16 protein-coding genes are annotated in these 15,119 nt (G+C 61.0%); 7 read left to right on the top strand and 9 right to left on the bottom strand.

Annotated elements, in window-relative coordinates:
• Positions 1–93 precede the first annotated feature (93 nt).
• From NLY42_RS02290 to NLY42_RS02250, 9 genes are all read right to left on the bottom strand, one after another.
• Positions 94–408 (bottom strand): hypothetical protein, encoded by a 315-nt coding sequence (locus NLY42_RS02290; protein ID WP_023672216.1) that lies wholly within the window; start codon positions 406–408, stop codon positions 94–96.
• A gap of 51 nt (positions 409–459) precedes the next feature.
• Complete coding sequence (locus tag NLY42_RS02285) at positions 460–759, bottom strand: ferredoxin family protein (RefSeq protein ID WP_023806340.1); 300 nt, start codon at positions 757–759, stop codon at positions 460–462.
• 11 nt (positions 760–770) lie between these two features.
• Entirely contained in the window at positions 771–2,078 is a 1,308-nt protein-coding gene (locus NLY42_RS02280; RefSeq protein ID WP_023712672.1) for an FAD-binding protein, read from the bottom strand.
• 10 nt (positions 2,079–2,088) lie between these two features.
• Positions 2,089–3,198: an electron transfer flavoprotein subunit alpha/FixB family protein gene (locus NLY42_RS02275; protein WP_023755868.1), complete on the bottom strand. Its 1,110-nt coding sequence runs from the start codon at positions 3,196–3,198 to the stop codon at positions 2,089–2,091.
• Positions 3,199–3,215: 17 nt separating this feature from the next.
• A complete protein-coding gene (locus NLY42_RS02270) occupies positions 3,216–4,067 on the bottom strand; it encodes an electron transfer flavoprotein subunit beta/FixA family protein (protein ID WP_023672212.1) in 852 nt (283 codons plus the stop codon).
• Between the two features lie 186 nt (positions 4,068–4,253).
• On the bottom strand, positions 4,254–4,634 hold the full coding sequence (gene nifW, locus NLY42_RS02265; protein WP_031244919.1) for a nitrogenase stabilizing/protective protein NifW: 381 nt from the start codon (positions 4,632–4,634) through the stop codon (positions 4,254–4,256).
• Entirely contained in the window at positions 4,631–5,839 is a 1,209-nt protein-coding gene (gene nifV / locus NLY42_RS02260; protein WP_031244921.1) for a homocitrate synthase, read from the bottom strand. The genes nifW and nifV overlap by 4 nt, the downstream gene beginning before the upstream one ends.
• Positions 5,840–5,864: 25 nt before the next feature.
• On the bottom strand, positions 5,865–7,031 hold the full coding sequence (nifS, locus tag NLY42_RS02255) for a cysteine desulfurase NifS (RefSeq protein WP_023755865.1): 1,167 nt from the start codon (positions 7,029–7,031) through the stop codon (positions 5,865–5,867).
• A 442-nt stretch (positions 7,032–7,473) separates the two neighbouring features.
• Entirely contained in the window at positions 7,474–7,794 is a 321-nt protein-coding gene (locus NLY42_RS02250; RefSeq protein WP_023672207.1) for a HesB/IscA family protein, read from the bottom strand.
• Between the two features lie 536 nt (positions 7,795–8,330).
• Here NLY42_RS02250 and hemP point away from each other — a divergent pair.
• The 7 genes from hemP (at position 8,331) to NLY42_RS02215 (ending at position 15,102) form a co-directional block, all read left to right on the top strand.
• A complete protein-coding gene (hemP, locus tag NLY42_RS02245; RefSeq protein WP_023755863.1) occupies positions 8,331–8,435 on the top strand; it encodes a hemin uptake protein HemP in 105 nt (34 codons plus the stop codon).
• Positions 8,436–8,465: 30 nt separating this feature from the next.
• Positions 8,466–9,557, top strand: a complete 1,092-nt coding sequence (locus NLY42_RS02240) for a hemin-degrading factor (RefSeq protein ID WP_023672205.1) — start codon at positions 8,466–8,468, stop codon at positions 9,555–9,557.
• Between the two features lie 844 nt (positions 9,558–10,401).
• Positions 10,402–11,619, top strand: coding sequence for a cytochrome P450 (locus NLY42_RS02235; RefSeq protein WP_023727121.1), 1,218 nt, complete (start codon positions 10,402–10,404; stop codon positions 11,617–11,619).
• A gap of 40 nt (positions 11,620–11,659) precedes the next feature.
• Positions 11,660–11,851, top strand: a complete 192-nt coding sequence (locus tag NLY42_RS02230; protein WP_084779877.1) for a ferredoxin — start codon at positions 11,660–11,662, stop codon at positions 11,849–11,851.
• A 343-nt stretch (positions 11,852–12,194) separates the two neighbouring features.
• Positions 12,195–12,809 carry a nitrogen fixation protein NifQ gene (locus NLY42_RS02225; protein ID WP_032896382.1) on the top strand — a complete coding sequence of 205 codons (615 nt, stop codon included), beginning with the start codon at positions 12,195–12,197 and terminating at the stop codon, positions 12,807–12,809.
• 1,007 nt (positions 12,810–13,816) lie between these two features.
• Entirely contained in the window at positions 13,817–13,999 is a 183-nt protein-coding gene (locus NLY42_RS02220) for a toxin-antitoxin system HicB family antitoxin (RefSeq protein WP_023755859.1), read from the top strand.
• Positions 13,996–15,102: a DNA cytosine methyltransferase gene (locus tag NLY42_RS02215; RefSeq protein WP_032896379.1), complete on the top strand. Its 1,107-nt coding sequence runs from the start codon at positions 13,996–13,998 to the stop codon at positions 15,100–15,102. The genes NLY42_RS02220 and NLY42_RS02215 overlap by 4 nt, the downstream gene beginning before the upstream one ends.
• Positions 15,103–15,119: the final 17 nt, after the last annotated feature.

Genomic DNA, 15,119 nt, shown 5'->3' with positions numbered 1-15,119 from the left:
CCGATTATCCAGGGCGTGAGGCCAGGGATACGAGCCGCCCTGGCAAAACCCAACCGGCCTTGTCAATCGCGTCGATCAGCCACTAGCGTTCCGTCAGATGCGGGCGACAAGCGGCATGGTTCGGACGCCGGCCGTAAGGGGAGATACCTTGCTGCGGAGGCGCCGATGCGACTGGCCGGCAGCCGCAATCCGCTCGATCTGGTACAGCCTGTGGTATGAGGCGGCGAGTGCCTGATTGAGGTGCGTGGGTGTTGCCGGCAGTGGCGGCAATCTCCGGCTCTCCTTCAGCGTCCAGACGACGACTTCTCCATCACCCGTCTGCAGAAACGTGGGCAGGACGTTCACGACAATTGCCCAGCGTATGGCGAGCGTAATCTCCAGCTCGCTTGGCGCGGTCAGCACCTTCACATATCGTAGAGTCCCTGAGCGCGGTATCTGCTTAGGGCATGCGTGCGCCGGTCATCCGAATTTAAAGAGGATTCCGAAACCGCCGCGTGGATAGTTCCACTCGATCTCACCAGTCGTCCCGCACAAAATCCGGCAGGTGCCGCACTCCATGCAGCCGTCGGCAGTGATCTCCACTTGACCCTTGTCGTTCAACTCATAACATTTCGCCGGGCAGACGTGGGTCAGCGCGAGCAAATTCGCGCTCGGCTTCTGGTGCGGTCGCACTTTGATGTGCGGGCGGCCGGAATCCACCAAGTAGCGGTTCTGGTAAAGCTTGTCCTCGACACGTGACTTCGTCGCTGCGCTGGTCATTTCGTCTCCCCTCAGCGCCACGCCAATGCAAGGCGGACCGCGTCGCTGACCAGCCCCCAGCGCGAGCGCGCCTTGATGAAGGCCGCCGTGGTCGCCTTTTCCTTCTCGATCTTCGGCGTGCCGTCGACACGCATGAAGTTCTGCGCAGCTTGCGACATCAACCGCGGATAAGTCGTGAAATAATTGCATGAATTGGTGTGGAGCAAGGCCGGCATGTCTTTGTATTTCCTCAGGTCCTTGACCACGAAGGACTTGTCCAGCATGGCTTTGTAAAGGGCGAGATTCCGTTTGTTCATCGGACCGTTGCGGCTCTTGACCTCGACGATTGCCTCAGCCGCAATGCGGCCGGAGGTCATGGCGAGGTTCGAACCCTCGCGGTGAATGGCGTTGTTCAGTTGCGCGGCATCGCCGACCACGACCCAACCATCGCCAAAGAGCTGCGGAATAGCCTTGTAGCCGCCTTCGGGAATGAGGTGTGCGGAATATTCTTTCACTTCCGAGCCGGCGATCAGCGGCCGGATCGAAGGATGGCTCTTCAAGGCATCAAGGAGAACGTAGGGGCTCTCGACCATCGCGGCAAAATCGGAGACGAGGCAGCCAATGCCCAGTGAGATGGACTCCTTGTTGGTATAGAGGAAGCCGAGCCCGGCCATGCTGCGGGAGGTCGTGCCCACCGCCTCGATCACGCAGCCCTCATCGCCCTTTACGCCGAACCGCTGCTCAATGACCTCTTCGGGCAAGAAATGCATTTCCTTGACGGCGAGGGCCACGGTTTGCGGCTTTGGCATCTCACGCAGGCCGGCTCGAGTGCCAAGCAGTCCGCAGACACCTTCTGCGAGAACGACCACGTCCGCGTAGATGGCTCCGCCCGCCCGGTCTGTGCGGACGCCGATCACCCTGTCATTGGCATCACGGATGAGTTCCGTCACGGTCGTCTCGCACAGAACGGTCGCGCCGGCCGCGCGCACCTTACGCGAAAACCATTTATCGAACTGGGCACGGATGATCGTGTACCGGTTGGGCTTCGCCTCATTGAAGTCGTCCGACCTATAGTGAATCCCTGTATGGGATGTGTCGTCCATCACCCAAAGCCGCTGTTCAACCAAATGCCGCTCGAGAGGCGCATCATCCCGGAAATCCGGGATGATCTTCTCCAGCATGTTCGCGTACATGATGGCACCCTGGACATTCTTGGAGCCCGGATATTCACCCCGCTCCAACTGCAGCACCTTCAGGCCATGGCTGGCCATGGTGTAAGCAGCTGCGTTTCCGGACATGCCTGCCCCAACAACAATGGCGTCGAAGTTTTCCTCGATCATGTCCATCCCCTTAGCTCGAAAGCTTATCGCGACTGTGGGGCGACAGCCGCCGGGTGAAGGCTTCCGTCAGTGCGGGCAGGAAGCGGATCGCGTCGGTGACGATTCCGAGGTGAGCGAAATCGAAAATCGGCGCGTTCGGGTCGGTGTTGATGGCCACGATGAGATCCGCCCCCTCCACGCCAACCCGATGCTGGACGGCGCCGGAAATCCCGGCCGCTATGTAAAGCTTCGGCCGGATCGTCTTGCCAGTTTGGCCGATCTGCCGATCAGCTGGCATCCAGCTCTTCTGGACCAACGGACGCGAACAGCCGTGCTCGGCGCCGATTGCTCGTGCGAGGTTCTTCACAAGCTGCAGGTTCTCCGCCGCGCCAAGACCAAGGCCTCCCGCAACCACGACGTCGGCATAGGCAAGGTTTGCCTTCGCCGACTGATTGTCCGGCAGGAAGCCGAGGACTTTGGTAGCGATCTCGTCCTCGGCAAGCGAAAGCTTGTGCCGGATGACACGCCCGACCGGTTTATCCGTCCGCTGCGGCATGGGCATGACCCTCGGCCGCACGGTCGCCATCTGCGGGCGGAAATTGAGCGTATAGATCGTGCACAACAAGGAACCGCCGAAAGTCGGACGCGTGGCGGCGAGCGAACTGTCGGTATCCACATCGAGTTCGGTGCAGTCGGCCGTGAGCCCCGTCTGCAAGTTCGTCGCCACGGAGCCGGCAAGATCCCTGCCCAGTGTGGTGGCACCGAGAAGAAGGATTTCGGGTTTGTGGGTATCGACCAGATCCGTCAGCGCCTTGGTGAAAGGTTCATTCCGATAGTCGGCGAGCAGGGGCGCCTCGGCGATGTAGACAAGGTCAGCGCCATACGCGAATGCTTCGGCAACGGCGTTCCCGACGGCCTCTCCCGGCGGCCCAAGCACGACGCCTGCAAGCTGGACCTGAAGCTTGTCTGCTAAGTTGCGGCCTTCGCCGAGCAGTTCGAATGATACCGGATGGACCTCGCCACGTTCGAGCTCGATGAAAACCCAAACGTGCCGATAGTCCTTGAAATGGGCGGGCAATTCCTTCTTTATGCCGGCGCGGCCGGCGGCAGGGCGAGGGGTTTCTCCGTTCGCGGTCGACATCGTTTTGCTCCTTGCCGTCACGCGCCGCCGTTAAAGGCGAGCTCATGTTCCAGCGCCGGCTGGCGGGTGAAGATTGCGGTGATGAGTTCGTCAGCGACATCGCGCAAGGCCTTCTCGGCGGTGTCGATTTGTGCCGCCTTTTCAGCTCGAGCAGGAGGGGCGAAAACACGTTTGACGACCGTCGGTGAACCGCGCAGGCCGCATTTGGTGAGATCCTCAATGCCGGCGTCGGCCGCGCTCCATTTCAAGACCTGGCTCCGCGCGGCGCACAAGGCGTCCTGGATCGAGCCCCGGCGGATCTCGTTTGTGCCTTCCAGCATGGTGATGAGGCAAGGGAGCCTGCTCTTCAGCATCTGTGTGCCGCCTTCGGAGCGGCGCTCGACCTTGATCTCGCGTGCAGCAAGGTCGACAGAAGGGATCTTCGCGACATAGGTCAATTGCAGGAGTCCGAGGCGCTTGGCGATGCCGGGCCCGACCTGGGCGGTGTCGCCATCGATCGTCTGCTTGCCGGTGAAGACGAGGTCTGGCGTGCCGAACGTCTCGCCAATCTTCGCGATTGCCTGGGAAAGGGCGAACGAGGTTGCCAGCGTGTCGGAGCCGGCAAAATAGCGGTCGGTCAAGAGCACCGCTCGGTCGGCGCCGTAACCGAGCGCCTTGCGCAGCGCGTCCTCTGCCATGGGCGGACCCATAGTGAGCACAGTGACTTCGCCGCCATGTGCGTCGCGCAGTCTGAGCGCTTCTTCGAGGGCGAACAGGTCGTAAGGGTTGATGATGGTCGGAACACCCTGGCGCATGATCGTGTTCGTGACCGGGTGGACCCTTATCTGTGCCGAGTCCGGCACCTGCTTGATGCAGATTACGATGTGCATTGGCGGTTTCTCTAGGCTCCTGTCCGGGTGCGGCATTGCGGTTATCTCCTTGATCCGCATTATTCGTGCCAAGTCTCTTGCGCTGCCCCCTTTCCTACAACTTCGGCTGGTTGCTTCTGACGGCGCTGTGGTGATGACCGGATTTGGCGGCTGCTCGACATTGTCGCGTCGCACCCTTGTCGCCGATCATTCCCGTCCGAACCGCTTCAGTACCGAGTCGAACGGAACAAAGGTGTGACCCGGCGCGGCAGGTTTGTTCGGATCGTGGTCCTTGAGCACCTTGAAGATCCGATGCGTGAGCGGCGAGGAAATGGCAAAGTCCTCGTAAGCGCGTTCGAGCGTCGCGCGCACCCTCGCGGCAATCACCTGGTCGGGCAGACCGGAGAAATCTTCTCCGGCGAGGTATTGGCCCACACGCTTCATGATATGGAGCCGCGAGACATTCAGTACCTTCGGGTCATAGGCGACGCCTAGGACTGAGAAGAATTCCTCTGCAGCCGACAAGCGCTTCAGTCGTGCGAGGATGTCAGTGACATCCATGGGGCGGCTGTCAGCGGAACAATTCATTGCATTCTTCCTGGTCGCAAAACTGTGGCCTCTGTGCGCTCGCGCACGGCTGACTTGGACCCGCACAGCTCGATGAGGGATCCCTCGCTGCACATTCCATCGTAGAGCTCGACCAGTCGAGTTGCAGTGACGGTCGATTTGGTCTCGGCCGCCTCGCGCCGGACGCGGGCCACCATCGCGGCTGCCAGATCCGGGTCGAGATCGCGACCGCTTTCGCTCAACACATGGGCAATCGCAGTGGCGCCGGAATGCTTGCCGATGACGATCCGCCGGCAGCGGCCCACGAGAGTCGGATCGAGCCCCTGATAAGTACGCGAGTCCTTCAGCAGCCCTGCGACGTGAATGCCGGATTCGTGGGTGAAAACATCGGCGCCGACGACTGGCTTAGTGGCCGCGGTCGGCCGGCGGGCGGCCCAAGCCACCTGGGCGGCGAGGCCGGGCAATGCGGTCAGCTCAATGCCGGTGTCTGCGCCGTCGAAGACCGCCATTGCGGCGGCCACCTCCTCTAGCGCGGCATTGCCCGCACGCTCGCCGAGCCCCAGGACGGTGACGGAGGCATGGCGCGCGCCTGCGCGGATCCCGGCCAGCGTGTTGGCGGCAGCAAGTCCGAGATCGTTGTGCGCATGAAATTCAAGGTCGATTGGAGACTGCACCACGAGCTGGGCGACAAGTTCGAAGGTCGAAAACGGGTCCAGAACACCGACTGTGTCAGCCAGCCTCACGCGGCTTGCGCCAGCGCGTGCGGCCGTCTCGATGACGCGGGCGAGATGATCCCGATTGGCCCGCGAGGCATCCTCGCAGCCCACCGCGACGAAGAAGCCGGCGGCGGCGGCGCGCCTCACCATATGATCGATGACCTGGAGCGCTCCCGCCTTGTCGAGGCCGAGCTTGGCGGCAAGTTGGATGTCCGACGCAGGCAGCGACAAATTGACCGCTTGGACGCCGCTCTCGATCGCTGCATCGAGATCCAATGACGTCATCCGGCACCAGGCCATGAGCCGAACCGGAAGACGCCGCGCTACCACGGCGCGAATTGTTTCCATCTCGTCGACGCCCATGACCGGCGTGCCGATCTCGATCTCTGTCACGCCGGCCGCCGCAAGAGACTCAGCGATCTCCAGCTTTTCCGTCGTGGTGAAGGCGACGCCCGGCGCCTGCTCGCCATCGCGCAAGGTCGTATCGTTGAGGGAGACATGACGGTTCATGACCGGTAGCCTGTTCTTCTGCGGCTCACGCATAGACCGGATTACCCGGCCCAGAACCGGAAAAGCTGCGCAGCTTCCCCACGATTCCCGGCATGACCTCGAGCACCCGGTCGACGTCCTCTTCGCTGTTGTCCCGCGCCAAGGAGAAGCGGACTGCCGCGTGTGGCGTTTTCATCGCGCTTAGGACATGGCTTGGTTCCAGAGAGCCGGAGGTGCAGGCCGAGCCAGAGGAACACGCGATGCCAATGCGGCTGAGGAGAAGTGGAATTCCATCACTTTCGACATGTTCGAAGGAGATGTTTGCGGTGTTGGGCAACCGTTGCAAGGGATCACCAGTGACACAGGTGCTTGGGATGCGCTGGAGGATCCCGCCCTCCAGGCGATCGCGGAGCGACTTTACCCGCGTGTTCTCGTCGTCCATGAATTTCAAGGCGAGTTCGGCCGCCGTGCCGAGCCCGGCTATGCCGGGCGTATTCTCGGTGCCAGCACGCCGGTTGTGTTCTTGGTGACCCCCCTTGATCAGCGAATGGAAATTGACGCCACGTTTTACGAAAAGCGCACCGATTCCTTTCGGCCCGTGCAGCTTGTGGCCGGAGAGCGACAGCATGTCGATTGCGGTCGACTTCAGGTCCATCGGAAGCTTACCGACCGCCTGCACAGCATCGGTATGGAATAGGGCACCCACTTCCTTGGCCAACTCGGAAAGCCTTGCCACGGGGAAGATCACACCAGTCTCGTTGTTCGCCCACATTATTGATACGATTGCCACCTGTGGGGTGAGGGCGGCCATATAGGCGTCGAGATCGAGCCGACCACGGCAATCCACGGGGATCCTGTGCACCTTGAGGCGGCGGGTCTTCTCAAGATGCGCGCAGAGCGTCAGCACGGCGGGATGCTCGACCGCGGACGTCACGATCTCGGTTCGGTTGGGCGCCGCCTCGAGCGCTGAAAGAAGCGCTGCATTGTCGCTTTCTGTCCCACCCGAGGTGAAAGTGATCTCATCCTCGAACTCCGCGCCGATCAGAGCTTGCAACTGCCTCCGCGCCTTTCTCACCGCCGCACTGACTGAGGCGCCAAGAGCGTGTGCCGACGAAGGGTTGCCGAATTGATCCCTAAAGAACGGCAACATCGCTTGCACGACCTCAGGATCGACCCGTGTGGTTGCGTTGTTGTCGAGGTAGACAGGCTTCATGGGTGCGATCCTCAGTTAAACAGAATGACGCGAGCGCTAGACCGACTCGTTGAGCCTCTGGCGCATGCCGTTGATGATCATTTGGACTGGCAGCGCGCGCAGGCGCCCGGAGTGTTTGACGTAAACCGGATCTCCGTCGACATGGACATGTTCGCAGTGGCCGTAGGTCAGCCCGCAGGTAAGGACGCCCGAACGCGATAACGCTACCGATGAGCCGAATTTGGCGCAGCGGCGCGATTTGTCCGCAAGCAGCTCGGGTGCCACCAGGAACCGAGCTGCTTCGCGAGGCGACGTTCTTTGAATCCTACTGGGAGCGAATGGCGGTCCCGAGATCGGCTTTGACCTTGTCTTGTTTTTTAGGACGGGGACATCTGTTGTGCCGGCCATATAAGTCTCCTCTGCCGCAAAATCACTCTGTCGGCCGCACAGGCGCTTCGGGCGTTTAACTAAAGGACTTGCCGCAGCCGCACTTTTCGCGCGCATTGGGGTTATCGAAGACAAAACCGGAAGATTGGAGCCCGGTGAGGAAGTCGACGGTCATGCCGGCTACATGGGGTTGGGAGCCCGCGTCCACGAACAGCTTGACCCCATCTGTGTCAGTGATCGCGTCGCCCTCGCGCGACACGCTCTCCAGGCCCATTAAGTATTTGAAGCCTGCGCAGCCGCCGGCCTCGACCATAATGCGAAAGCCTTCCGCCGGCTCGCTGGCACGGCAAAGAGCAGTCTTGAAGGCGGCAACAGCGTTGTCGGTGAGCGTAATCATGGCTCCATTCTCCTCAGTCCGCGACCTGCTTGCCCATCACGTTGCATGCACCGTGCCAAAGCCAAAAAACGTTTCAACACAGCGCGGCATCTCTCGCACTGGTGCCTCTTGATTGCTGATAAGGTGTCGGCCAATCGACACGTGCTGTTGGGTTTGTCGGGTCCGGCACGAGGGATGTTGGCCTGAGTTCTTGGGTGAACTCACATCACCAAGGACAGAACTTCTTCTGAGCTTGCCTCGGCGCAATTGGCACGGTTTTTGAAGCTCCGTTTGGCGAGACGGCAAGAGCATGCCGATCCACAACCATGCCGTGGGTGCCATCGCGATGGATGGGGCGAAGCAAGGGAGTAACATGTCAGGACCGTGGTCAGATACGCGTTGTTGGCAAAGCAGCGCCGCTCGTGGCATCCGAATGCCCGCTTGGCCGATTGCGACAACATCCATACTGGCTCACCACCGCCCAGTAGCCGCCGACCGGCTCGATGGGATGCCATCGGCATGTGGCTGCTCGCCGGTTTTCGCATCGGTGCGACGCCGTGCCCACGCTGTCCAGCGACACCTTGTTCATGGGCCAGCAGCAGATCAGGATCGAGCATTTCGGCGCGCCTTATCGGCTGAAGATTCCCGGGCAGGGCAGATGATCCTCACACGTCGTAGAAACAGGGGTAAGCATGGACCAACGCGAGAAACCGTCGCCCGACGAAATCCGGCGGGCGTGCAAAGACAATCCGAAGATCCGGGAGCATGATCTCGCCGCTCGATTGGGCATTTCGGAAGCCGAGTTGGTCGCGGCGCATTGTGGTCACGGCGCGGTGCGCATCGAGCCGCGCGTCGATGATCTGCTGACCGGCCTCGAAGCGGTCGGCGAGGTGATGGCGGTCACCAGCAACGAAAGTGCCGTGCACCAAAAGATTGGCGTCTACGGCAAAGTGGTCACCGGCAACCAGCATGCCATACTGCTCGGCGACGAGATCGACCTGCGCATCTTCCCGAAAGCGTGGGCGTATGGCTTCGCCGTCGAGAAGCGCGAGGGGGCCGAGATCCGCCGCAGCCTGCAATTCTTTGATGCCACCGGCGAGGCGATGCACAAAGCTCATCTCACGCCCGCCTCGAACCTGCAGGCCTATCAGGATCTGACGGCAGAGCTTGTATCCCCCGACCAGGAGCCGATCATATCGCTCGAGGCGAGCGGGGCGCGCGATAACGCAGTGAGTCCAGACCACGCCACCACGGTCGACGACCTACGCGAGCACTGGGGCCGGCTAAGCGACGTGCATCAGTTCTACCATATGTTGAAGACACTGAAGCTCAGCCGCTGCCAGGCGATGCGTATGGCCGACGAGGATGACGCCTGGCTACTCGACAATGATGCCATTGGCGCCCTGTTCCAACAGGCGGCCGAAGACGAGATGCCGATCATGTGCTTTGTCGGCAATCGTGGTTGCATTCAGATCCATTCCGGCCCGATCAGGTCGGTCAAGCAGATCGGGCCGCGGATCAATGTGCTCGAAGAGACCTTCCATCTGCATCTTAGGACCCATCGCATCCGCGAGGTCTGGGCCGTGCGCAAGCCGACGAGGGATGGTCACGTTACGTCCATTGAAGCCTATGGCGCGGACGGCAAGATGATCATCCAGTTCTTCGGCACGCGCAAGGAAGGCGAACGCGAGGGCAGCGACTGGCGGTTTCTGGCCGAGAGTCTGCCACGCGTTCCCGGTCCGACCTCCAGGGGTGTGTTGACTGCCGACAGGTCCTCGGATTGAATTGGCCGCGATAGGACTCAGCACCACGTTCCGACAGCGGCTCGCGAGCAAATCTAGGTCCATGAGCGGAAAGGATGCCGTCGTAGCGCATGCGCATGGTCAGGTGATGCACGCCGGAATGGACCGCATTTATACAGTCAAGCTGGTCGCCGGTCGGCACCGGTGCGCACGAGTGCATCGCCGTCTGCCGGAAAAGCCTTGCAGCGCCTGCGAGCGATAAAACGCATACGCCATCAGCGCCGAACCGAAGCGCGGCTTGACCTTTTTGATATTTCCGATCGTCTCGCGCAAGCGCCGTCGGGTCTTCTCGGACCGCACCCGATCCTTGCGCTGGATCGCGTCATTGCTCAATCCGGGCCGTGCGAGCGATCTACTCGCTCGTCGACCGGCAGGCTGTGCAGCAACAGCCAAGCCGAACAGCCCGATGTCGCGGGCTCGACAAAACCGACCACGGATGTCGGTTGTCGGACGTTGTCATAAGAATGATGGACAGGTGATCATCAGCGGCAGACCCAGCGCAGGCTGGCATTGCTTGGTGCACCGCCATGGCTACCCTATCCGGCACGCGACTTGCTTCGACAATTTGATCAGCAGGGCAGAGGTGATTGACCAGTCTCTCAACCCTAACGGGGAAGCGGCCGCTTTGCTTCATGACCGGAGCGCGGCGGAGATGCCCTTCTGATCGACTTCGCAACCCATCTCATCCGCGCTGGTGCAGGTGGGCTGTATCAGGCGACAGAATCTAGAAGGCGCCCGACAAGAGACGTGCCCATGCTGGAAATCGACTTTATGAACAGCGGTGCAATCTCAATCGAGCCATGAACGCCAATGTAGAGAAAACAAAATGGCGACCAACCCCGTTCCAGATCATGTCCCGCCCGAAATGGTGAGGGACTTCAGCCTGTTTACATCGCCAGGGATGCCACCAACACCCAACGGGGATCCACACGCAGCTGTCGCTTGCGTACATGACGGGCCTCCGATCTTTTACTCCCGCTACAACACGCAAGATGGCCGGGGTACCTGGGTCATCACCCGTGCCGCGGACCAGCGGAAGGTGCTGCAGGACGCAGAGACTTTTTCCAGCCATCGCAGCATCTTCTCCTCCATACTGGGTGAGAACTGGCCGACGATCCCGCTTGAGCTCGATCCACCGGCCCATGGCGTCTTTCGCTCACTGCTTAATCCGCTGCTTTCGCCAAAGCGGGTGTTGGCTTTGGAACCGGCTGTCCGCGAACGGGCGGTCGAGCTGATCGAAAGGATCGCCGCGTCGCGCACAAGCTGCGACGTGATGAAGGATTTTGCCTTTCCTTTCGCGGTGAGCACCTTTCTTCGCTTTCTGGGGTTGCCTGATGACCGACTCGATACATTCGTCGGCTGGGGGAAAGATCTGCTCCACGGCGACGATAAGGAACGACCTGTGGCTGCCCGGACGATCGTGGCATTCATCGACGAACTTGCAGCCATGCGCCGCGATGAGGCGGTTGACGATTTCATGACCTTTATAGTGCAGGCACAGGTCGAGGGCCGCCGGCTGACTGACACCCAAGTCCGCGGCATCGGCGTGCTTGTCTTCGTCGCTGGGCTCGACACGGTCGCAGCAGCTATAGGCTTTGACTTGGCGTACCTCGCACGCAACCTCAAAGATCAGCAATTGCTGCGGAGCGAACCGGACCGCATCCCGCTCGCAACCGAAGAATTGCTGCGGGCCTATCCGCCCATTCAGTTGATCCGCGTGGCCACGAAAGATATCGACTTCGAAGGCGCGCCGATCCGGAAGGGGGACTATGTTTCCTGCGCCACGATGATTGCCAATCGTGACCCGGCGGAATTCGAATGCCCCAACACGATTGATTTGGAGCGGGAGGACAACCGCCACGCAGCGTTTGGCTATGGTCCCCACCGTTGCCTTGGCTCACACCTTGCCCGGCGCGAGATTGTCATTGGCCTGGAGGAGTGGCTGGCGCGCATCCCGGCTTTCAGGATCAAGCAGGGTACGGCGCCGATAACTTCTGGCGGCCATGTGTTCGGGATCGAAAATTTGATCCTGGACTGGTCTTAGGCCCGCCCGGAGCCCGGGCACAGACAATGGAGGCAGCGCCATGCGCATCATCGTCCAAAAGGCCAAATGCCAGGGCCACGCGCGATGCGCGGCGCAAGCGCCGGACATCTTTAAACTCGATAATGACGGTTACATCCTGCCTGGTGACATTGAAGTTGCGGAAGGGGAGGAACTGCCTGCATCACGAGGCGCGCGATCCTGTCCTGAACGTGCGCTGGAACTCACTCTCTGACGCTCTGAATCAGACGTCATTCAACCGTGAGTCTGGCGGGCTTGAATGGGGCCGACCATGTGGCCGCACTCAGCACGCGACCTCTGTCCCGCACGGTTCACGTCCAACTCTGCGGGGCAAATTCCGGCGCCAGTGTTCCCCGTGAGGCGCAAACGGCAGGGCCGGGGTTCGCGAACCTCTTCGAATCACAGAATTTGCGCCAGAAGCCGATGGACCAGACGAGAATTGCCGAACTACTCGACGCGAGGCGACCCGGAGTGCCGTACCGAAGAACTGCCCGACCCATGTTGCGGCAGGCCGGGTCTCTGCATGATTTGATAGGGCGAAACCAGGAGAACGCACCATATTTGCCCAACATTATGCCCGGCTCAGCACCGGCCAATGGCCGCAGCTGGAGAGAAGGTTCGACCAGCATGTGCTTGCCTGTGTGCTTTCACGTGCGCTCGAGGAGATCGAGGCCGGCGAGGCGACGGCGACGGAGGCAACCGGACTTTCGCGCGCCGAGTTGCGCGATGTCCTGTCCCGCTGTTTCCCTGCTTTTCCTATCAACGCGTTTGCCTTGGAAGAGGGGAGCGAGCCCGAGCCGGATCTGGAGGAAGAACTTCTGCATGGACTGCTGCTGGCGCATGCCCGACCTGGTGACCCGACGAGCGCCCGCTTCGCCAGGATCATCGCCCGGCGTGCCATGCGCAATGACCACCTCTGGCAGGACCTTGGCCTTTTTGATCGAACCGACCTCGGCCGCCTGCTCGCCTCGCATTTTCCGATGCTGGCGGCCGGCAACACCCAAAACATGAAATGGAAGAAATACTTTTACCGCAAGCTCTGCGAGGCCGAAGGTTTCTCGCTGTGCAGCGCGCCCAGTTGCCGGGAATGCAATGATTTCGAAAGCTGCTTCGGCCCGGAGGAAGGCGAAAGCCGCCTCACACGGATCAAGAACGGCATCGCCTCGGATTGAGAACTGCTTTCGTCTGTCGTACAGCCGCAGCGCTCGCGCCGCGCCATATGTCTCTTGGCGAGCGTCGACTGACGCCTTCGGGGATTGAATGCTGTGCCTGCTTCCGATTACTCGCCATGCTCACTTCGGCGGGCGCCGTCATGATGGCGGTGCGGGATGCGACCCGCAATATCGCCGCCGGGGACAATCTGGCCGCCCCATAGGTGAGCGAGGCGAAACTGTGCACCAGCGCGAATACTGACGTCGCTGAACCGCAGCCGCCCAGGCGCCGCAACCGCGAGGCAGGCGAGCAGCAACGGCCCGGAGAACACCAGTTGCCATCGATTTCGTTGCTGCCGCTCTGCCACCATTCTCGGTCAGGTTCCGGCAGGGCGCGCGCTGGGTTCCTGGAAGCTTTTCGAACTTTCTGGATCCCGCCTCAACCCGACTCGCGTGTGCTTGTTGGACATATTAGGTCCACTAGATTCAGATTTAGGATAGATTCAGGAGGCTTCGAATTTCTAACGCTCGCGACCTCGCAGGTCGTTCACGTCAGCACGAAGGCGTTTAACTCTACGTGTCGTATTGGCAGTTATGCGCCCAACCCCCGGTCGTAGCAAATACGATCCCGGCTACCCGAAAGCGGACATTGGGCACAGTGCCGCGTGGTTCTATCGGCTGGTATGCTGGCGATCGCCGCGTCCAGCGCGACGGCGACGTGGTCGACATTGTGTTAGCAGGCTGCACGACATGTCGGAGTTGCCCGCCACCGTCGGCGATCGCGGCAAAGCGTTTAGCTCCGGCACAGGCGAGGCGAAGCAGGGCAGCGGGCCGGATTGCCGCGAGCTAGGCCTCCGATCGCCGAAGGTGCGCGATATCTATACTCCAAGCTATCGCCGGAAGTGATCCGGGTCAGGACGCAGATTTCCGGTGAACAAAATCCTACGATGGGTGGTGTCGGCGTTAACGGCTGTTGTCTTCTTTCATGATATGTAGAAGATCAGACCTAAAACAGACGGTGGATCGGGATGGCGAAGACAACCAGCGACATCTTGCAGTTGCGCATACCGCAGGCGCTCAAGCGCAGGCTGGCCATGGATGCTGCCAAGAAGGGCGTCACCATACGGTCGTTGATACTCTCTGCGTTGGCCGCCGCTGGCTACGACGTCCCCGAGGAGGAAATCCGCGACAAGCGGAAGGGGCGCGCATGAGCATCGCGACGCAAATAGCTCGCCTCGATCGAGTCGAATCACGTCGCGGCGCCAAGAAACGCAGCCGAGGGTCAGTGATCGACCTGTTTTGCGGCGCCGGCGGGCTGTCCCACGGTTTCAAGCTTGAAGGGTTTGAGGTCGTAGCGGGCGTCGACATCGACGAAAAATGCAGGTTCCCGTTCGAGCGCAATAACGACGCGCCCTTCTTGCTGGAAGACGTGGGCACTATCGACGCAGATGCATTAGGCGAGCGGTTCGTATCCGGCTCGCCCCGCGTTCTCGTCGGCTGTGCTCCCTGCCAACCGTTCTCCAAATACTCGCAAGGCCGCGAGGACGGGCGCTGGCAGTTATTGGAGCATTTCTCGAGGCTGATCCGTGAGATTCAGCCCGATATCGTCTCCATGGAAAACGTCCCGAGGTTGCAGAAATTCAGGGACTCGGCGGTGTTCGACGCGTTCGTACGAGCGCTACGCAACGCCGATTACTTCGTCGATTGGAAAATCGTCTATTGCCCGGACTTCGGCATCCCGCAATCTCGCTCGCGACTGGTGCTGCTAGCGTCGCGGTTAGGCCCGCCGGGTGTGCCTGCTCCCACCCATACGCCCGACCGCTATCTGACCGTTCGCCAGACGATTGGCGATTTGCCACCCATCGCCGCCGGCGGCGCACATGCCACCGACGACCTGCACCGATGCAGCGCGTTGTCGGCCAGCAACGAGAAGCGCATGCATGCTTCGCGGCCAGGCGGAAGCTGGCGCGACTGGTCGGAAGAGTTGGTGACCGCTTGTCACAGACGCGAGACCGGCAAGGGTTATTCCTCGGTCTATGGCCGTATGAGTTGGGACGAGCCTGCCCCGACGATGACAACGCAGTTCTTCGGCTTCGGGAACGGGCGCTTCGGTCATCCGGAGCAGGATCGTGCGATTTCGCTCCGTGAGGGAGCCCTGATCCAGACCTTCCCGCCGAACTACGCTTTCGTGCCTGATGGGCAAAAGGTCGAGATGAAGTCGATCGGGCGCTTGATCGGCAATGCGGTTCCGGTCGACCTCGGCCGAGCGATCGCGCGGCGGATCCGGAGCCATCTCGACGAGTACGGCAAGTGACGGCACCTTTCGAAGAC

It is taken from the genome of Mesorhizobium sp. C372A, assembly GCF_030323245.1.
GTDB lineage: Bacteria > Pseudomonadota > Alphaproteobacteria > Rhizobiales > Rhizobiaceae > Mesorhizobium.
The sequence above is the reverse complement of the archived record's forward strand: the minus strand, read 5'-3'. Positions and strand labels throughout refer to the sequence as shown.

Excerpts from the sequence above, each read along its gene's own strand:
- NLY42_RS02285 (WP_023806340.1), bottom strand. The coding sequence starts at position 759 with ATGACCAGCGCAGCGACGAAGTCACGTGTCGAGGACAAGCTTTACCAG.
- NLY42_RS02280 (WP_023712672.1), bottom strand. The coding sequence starts at position 2,078 with ATGATCGAGGAAAACTTCGACGCCATTGTTGTTGGGGCAGGCATGTCC.
- NLY42_RS02275 (WP_023755868.1), bottom strand. The coding sequence starts at position 3,198 with ATGTCGACCGCGAACGGAGAAACCCCTCGCCCTGCCGCCGGCCGCGCC.
- NLY42_RS02270 (WP_023672212.1), bottom strand. The coding sequence starts at position 4,067 with ATGCACATCGTAATCTGCATCAAGCAGGTGCCGGACTCGGCACAGATA.
- nifW (WP_031244919.1), bottom strand. The coding sequence starts at position 4,634 with ATGAATTGTTCCGCTGACAGCCGCCCCATGGATGTCACTGACATCCTC.
- nifV (WP_031244921.1), bottom strand. The coding sequence starts at position 5,839 with ATGAACCGTCATGTCTCCCTCAACGATACGACCTTGCGCGATGGCGAG.
- nifS (WP_023755865.1), bottom strand. The coding sequence starts at position 7,031 with ATGAAGCCTGTCTACCTCGACAACAACGCAACCACACGGGTCGATCCT.
- NLY42_RS02250 (WP_023672207.1), bottom strand. The coding sequence starts at position 7,794 with ATGATTACGCTCACCGACAACGCTGTTGCCGCCTTCAAGACTGCTCTT.
- NLY42_RS02240 (WP_023672205.1), top strand. The coding sequence starts at position 8,466 with ATGGACCAACGCGAGAAACCGTCGCCCGACGAAATCCGGCGGGCGTGC.
- NLY42_RS02235 (WP_023727121.1), top strand. The coding sequence starts at position 10,402 with ATGGCGACCAACCCCGTTCCAGATCATGTCCCGCCCGAAATGGTGAGG.
- NLY42_RS02230 (WP_084779877.1), top strand. The coding sequence starts at position 11,660 with ATGCGCATCATCGTCCAAAAGGCCAAATGCCAGGGCCACGCGCGATGC.
- NLY42_RS02220 (WP_023755859.1), top strand. The coding sequence starts at position 13,817 with ATGGCGAAGACAACCAGCGACATCTTGCAGTTGCGCATACCGCAGGCG.
- NLY42_RS02215 (WP_032896379.1), top strand. The coding sequence starts at position 13,996 with ATGAGCATCGCGACGCAAATAGCTCGCCTCGATCGAGTCGAATCACGT.